General features: G+C 71.3%; 6 protein-coding genes. 1 reads left to right on the forward strand and 5 read right to left on the reverse strand.

Translation table 11 applies throughout. The features are described from left to right. On the reverse strand, positions 1-535 hold a 535-nt coding region (locus tag ACTWQJ_RS46130), incomplete at its 3' end, for an ABC transporter permease (protein ID WP_443312360.1). Then, the gene (locus ACTWQJ_RS46135; protein ID WP_443312361.1) at positions 532-1470 is read right to left on the reverse strand and encodes an ATP-binding cassette domain-containing protein; all 939 of its coding nucleotides are present in this window, start codon (positions 1468-1470) and stop codon (positions 532-534) included. The genes ACTWQJ_RS46135 and ACTWQJ_RS46130, both read right to left, overlap by 4 nt. 63 nt (positions 1471-1533) lie before the next feature. Between ACTWQJ_RS46135 and ACTWQJ_RS46140 the strand changes: the two genes are divergently transcribed. Then, on the forward strand, positions 1534-2247 hold the full coding sequence (locus ACTWQJ_RS46140) for a TetR/AcrR family transcriptional regulator C-terminal domain-containing protein (RefSeq protein WP_443312362.1): 714 nt from the start codon (positions 1534-1536) through the stop codon (positions 2245-2247). Here the strand turns inward: ACTWQJ_RS46140 and ACTWQJ_RS46145 are convergent. From ACTWQJ_RS46145 to ACTWQJ_RS46155, 3 genes are all read right to left on the reverse strand, one after another. Next, a complete protein-coding gene (locus ACTWQJ_RS46145; protein ID WP_443312363.1) occupies positions 2244-3419 on the reverse strand; it encodes a type ISP restriction/modification enzyme in 1176 nt (391 codons plus the stop codon). The two genes, ACTWQJ_RS46140 and ACTWQJ_RS46145, sit on opposite strands and share 4 nt — an antisense overlap. 46 nt (positions 3420-3465) lie before the next feature. Further along, positions 3466-4215 carry a GntR family transcriptional regulator gene (locus tag ACTWQJ_RS46150; protein ID WP_443312364.1) on the reverse strand — a complete coding sequence of 250 codons (750 nt, stop codon included), beginning with the start codon at positions 4213-4215 and terminating at the stop codon, positions 3466-3468. A gap of 28 nt (positions 4216-4243) precedes the next feature. After that, positions 4244-5075: homogentisate 1,2-dioxygenase domain-containing protein (locus tag ACTWQJ_RS46155; RefSeq protein WP_443312365.1), on the reverse strand; the 832-nt coding region annotated here is incomplete at its 5' end.

Raw genomic sequence — 5075 nt, forward strand, 5'->3', positions numbered from 1 at the left:
GGATGAACGTCGCCCCGCCCAGCTGACCGGCCGCCTCCTCGTTCCGCGTGAGCAGCCCCAGGAAGATCCCGATCCACGTCGTCGCGAACCGGAACAGCAGCAACAGCCCCACGGCGCCCGCCGCTCCGAGCGCGGACCCCTCGATCCGCCACCCCACCGCGAGCCCGACCAGCAGGAACGGCACCGTCCCGATGGCCGTCACGACCAGATCCGCGGCTGCCTGCCCCAGCGGCACGGCGGCCCGGCTCACGGGCAGCGTCCGGAAGCGGTCCATCACGCCCCGGTGTGTGTCCTGGGCGGCCTGGAACATGCCGGTCATGATCCCGTTGGCGGCGGTCGCCACCAGCAGACCGGGCACCAGGAAGGACCGGTACTCCGCGCCGGGCATGGCCAGGGCGCTGCCGAAGACGTAGCCGAAGAACAGCAGCATGGTGACCGGCATGGTCTGGGTCAGGATCAGCAGCCCCGGATTGTTCCGGATCCGCCGCAGCTGCCGGCCCAGCATCGCGCCGCCGTCGTACGCCAACGTACTCATGCCGCACGCTCCTCGGTGAGCCGCAGGAAGACGTCGTCCAGGGTCGGTGGTCTGAGGCTCGCGTCGAGCAACGGCACGCCCGCCGCGTCGAGTTCGCGCACCAGGCGGGGGAGCGTGAGCGTGACGTCCCTGGTGACCGCGCCGACGGCGCGCCGCTCGTGGTCGAACGAAGGCTCGACGCCAGTGAGTTGATCCAGTACGGCCGCCGCCTTCACCATGACGTCGGCGTCCGTGACGACGACCTCGACGTGTGCCCCTATGAGTGCCTTGAACTGAGCGGGCGAACCCGTGTGCGCGACTCGCCCCCGGTCCACCAGGGCGATGTCGTCGGCGAGTTGGTCGGCCTCCTCCAGGTACTGCGTGGTCAGCAGCACGGTGGTGCCGCCGGCGGTCAGCTCCCGTACGGCGTCCCAGATCCGGTTGCGGCTGGCCGGGTCGAGGCCGGTCGTGGGCTCGTCCAGGAACAGCACGTCGGGGCGGCGGACGAGACTCGCCGCCAGGTCGAGGCGGCGGCGCATCCCGCCCGAGTACGTGGACGTCGGCCGGTCGGCCGCCTCGGCCAGCCCGAAGCGGTCCAGGAGCTCGCCGGCCCGCTCGGCCGGCCCGCGCACCCGGTGCAGCCGGGCGAACAGCCGGAGGTTCTCCCGGCCGGTGAGGTCGCCGTCGACCGAGGCGTACTGGCCGGTGACGCCGATCCGGCGCCGGACGGCTGCCGGCTCCCGGAGCAGGTCGTGCCCGGCGATGCGGGCCGAGCCGGCGTCCGGTCGCAGGAGCGTGGTGAGGAGTCGTACCGCCGTGGTCTTGCCCGCGCCGTTGGGGCCGAGGAGTCCGCAGACGGTGCCCTGCGCGACGGCCAGATCCAGTCCGCGCAGGGCGTGGACCTCGCCGAACCGCTTCTCCAGACCTTCACTAAGTACAGCGTACGTAGTAGTCATGGCCTGACCATAGCGCACTACGTACGGTGTACGTAACTAGGATGGTGGCCGAGGTGATGATCGATGGCGGGCAGAGCGGCCGAACCCGGGGTGATCTGGGCGCGACCTGAGCGGACGGGGCGAGGGCCGAAACCGGCGTTCACCCGTGCCGACATTGCGGCGGCCGCGGTGCGGATCGCGGACGCGGAGGGGCTGGACGCGGTGTCGATGCGGCGCGTCGCGGGCGAGCTGGGCTGCGGGACGATGTCGCTGTACAACTACGTCCCCCGCAAGGAAGACCTGTACGAGCTGATGGTGGACACGGTCAGCGGGGAGCACGAGCTGTGGGAGCCGAGCGGGGACTGGCGGGCCGACATGGCCCGAGTCGCTCACCAGACGCGTTCGCTGATGCACCGGCATCCCTGGATGACGCGGCTGATGTCACCGGTCTACGGCTTCAGCCCCAACGCCCTGCGCTACCTGGAGCACTGCCTGGCCTGCCTGGACCCGCTGGAGGCGCCCTACGGCATGAAGATGCAGCTCATCGGGATGCTGAACGGGTGTGTGACGTCGTATGTCGCGACGGAGCTCGCCAACGCCGAGCGGACCCGGTCCTTGCCGTGGTCGGCGGAGCAGGAGAACGCGGTGCGGATCGCCTACCTCGGGAGTCAGGTGGCCAGCGGGGCATATCCCAGGTTGGCGGCGGCGTTCGTGGAGGATCCTGGGCCGATCGATCTCGACGGGGCTTTTGAGTTGATGTTGAGCCGGATCCTGGACGCCTTCGAGTCCCGGAACTAGATCAGTGCGAACTGCCCCTCGGGGCCCTCTTCGTGATGATCGAGAACCGAGGCCGGCTTCCGTGCCGCCTCCGCCACCGGAAGCACCCCCGCCCTGCGCAGCTCGGCCGCCGTGATCGGCGCCGTCACTGTCAACTCCTTCTGCTGTGGCCGCAGTTCCGCCAGCAGTGCCAGCGCCGTGATCAGCTCCAGCAGCTCCGACGTCCACGCCTGCGGCCAGGTCGCCGGGCGGATCGCGGCCAGCGTGCCCGGTTCCGGTTCGGCGGTGCGGATCGCGAACCAGTGCTCCAGCACCCGCGTCCCGTCCACCTCGAAGTCCCACGCCTCCGGCGGTACCGGGGAGATGAGGCCCCCGTCCAGGTGCAGGGTCTCCTCGTCGCGGTCGTAGTGCAGGGTGAGCGGGCGGGAGGGGAGCGCGGCGCGGACGTACGGGCGGCGGCCGCCGGGTAGCTTGGGGCGTTCGCCGTTGCGGCGCATCAGCCACAGCAGGCGGTGGCCCAACCTGACACCCTGTGCCCAGAGTTCGGCGTCCTCGGTGAGGGGGACGGAGTGTCCGCCGGGTGCGTACCGTGCTGTCGCCAGTGCCCATGCGAAGACGTCCACCGGCTCCACCGAGTTGCCGAGACGTGCGCCCAGGTGCTCCACCAACCCCGGCGCCAGGTTCGGTTCCGCACCCCCGGGCCGCCGGTACAGCGGGCGGATGCGGCCGGGGCGGAGGACCGGCAGCAGGGAGGTCGCGAGCAGCAAAGGACCATCGGCGTCCGGTGCCGCCGTCGCCTCCACCGCGAAGATCTGGTGCTCGTCGGCCACCCGCCACAGCTCGGGCCGGGCCGCGTCGATCAGGCGGTGGTCGGGGATCAGCCACTGCTCGTCGAACGGGGCGTGCAGGACGCGTACCGGCTCCGGGCAGGGCCCCGTGGCGCGGAGCAGCTTCTCCGTGCCGGTCGACTGGCCGGGCAGCTGACCCACGGCCGAGTGCAGTGTGCGGGAGCGCGTTGGCTCCAGCAGCGCCTCCCGGTCCGGGCCCTCGGCCTTCACGAAGGCGTCCCAGCGGGCCTTCAGGGACGCCGCGTCGGGGCCCGTCGGCCACCCCCGGCCGAGCCGCGGCGGTGCGACGGACCACGGCATGAGGTCCGCGAGCAGCGGAGCGTCGTCGTGCGTCACGCTGGGCATCGTACGACGTGCCGCCGACGGGCAGTGGGGGGTCACAGAGGTCAGGTCAGGTGGCGTCCAGGGTCACCGTGAAGGAGAAGCGGTCCCCGCGGTAGTGGATGACGGCCACGTCCAGCACGCGCCCGGCCGTGTCGTAGGTGATGCCCGTGTAGTGCAGGATCGGGCTGAGCAGCGGGACGTTGAGGAGCCGTGCCGTCTCCGGGTCCGCGAGGCGGGCCTCCACGGTGTCCGTGATACGGCTGATGTCCGCGCCCACGATGTCCCGCAGCACCTTGGTCATCGGCCAGCGGACCAGGTCGTCCAGGTCGATGCGGTCGGCCAGTTCGGGACGGACGTAGTTGTGGGCGTGGTTGGTCGGCTCGCCCGTCTTCTCGTCGCTGCGCAGCCGGTGGTACGTCGCCACCTCGGCCAGATCCGGGAAGAACTCGGCGAGTTCCGCGGGCACGCGCGCGTGGCCGTGGTCCAGCAGCTCGGTCGTCATGCCGGACTGCTGGGCCACGATCGCGTCCACCGAGCCGAGCAGCCGTACGGGGGCGCCCCTGCGGGCGTTCGGCTCGATGAACGTGCCGCGCCGGCGGTGACGGGTGATCAGGCCCTCGTCCTCCAGCTCCTTCAGCGCCTGCCGCATGGTCAGCACGCTCACGCCGTAGTGCACCGCCAGTTGTTCCTCCGTGGGCAGGCGCAGCGAGTCCCTCGGCGAGCGGCCGAGGATCGAGGCACGCAGCGACTGCGAGACCTGGTACCAGAGCGGCAGCTTGCGGTTCAGGACGATGGAGTCCGGGGCGAAGGAGGTCACGGGGCCATCCGTACCGGCACGGGAATGTTCAGTGCAAGGGGCGGAAGTGCCGCTGCAGGCCCTGCCACACGTCGTCGTAGCCCTGCTGGAGGTGCTCGGCGCGGACCGCCTGCGGGGTCAGGGTCACCGGCCACCGGGTCTCGAACATGAACGCCAGCCCGTCGTCGACCTTCTGCGGCCGCAGCTCGGCGGCGCTGGCCCGCTCGAACGTCTCCCGGTCCGGGCCGTGCGCCGACATCATGTTGTGCAGCGAGCCGCCGCCCGGCACAAAGCCCTCCGCCTTCGCGTCGTACGCGCCCTCGACGAGGCCCATGTACTCGGACATGACGTTGCGATGGAAGTACGGCGGCCGGAAGGTGTCCTCGCCCACCAGCCAGCGCGGCGCGAAGACCACGAAGTCGACGCCCGCGAGGCCGGGGGTGTCGCTCGGTGAGGTCAGCACCGTGAAGATCGACGGGTCGGGGTGGTCGTAGCTGATGGTGCCGAGCACATTGAACCGGCGCAGGTCGTATGCGTACGGCACATGGTTGCCGTGCCAGGCGACGACGTCGAGCGGTGAGTGGTCGTAGGTGGCCGTCCAGAGGTTGCCGCAGAACTTGTTGACCACCTCGACCGGGCCGTCGACGTCCTCGTACGCGGCGACCGGCGCCCGGAAGTCGCGGGGGTTGGCCAGGCCGTTGGCGCCGATCGGGCCGAGGTCGGGCAGGCGGAAGGGGGCGCCGTAGTTCTCGCAGACGTAGCCCCGGGCCGACTCGTCGAGGAGCTCCACACGGAAGCGCACCCCGCGCGGGATCAGCGCGACATGGCCCGGTTCCGCCGCCAGCAGCCCGAACTCGGTGCGCAGCAGCAGCCCGCCGCGC

The sequence above is a fragment of the Streptomyces sp. KR55 genome (assembly GCF_052245645.1).
In the GTDB taxonomy this organism is placed as follows: Bacteria; Actinomycetota; Actinomycetes; order Streptomycetales; family Streptomycetaceae; genus Streptomyces; species Streptomyces flavusporus.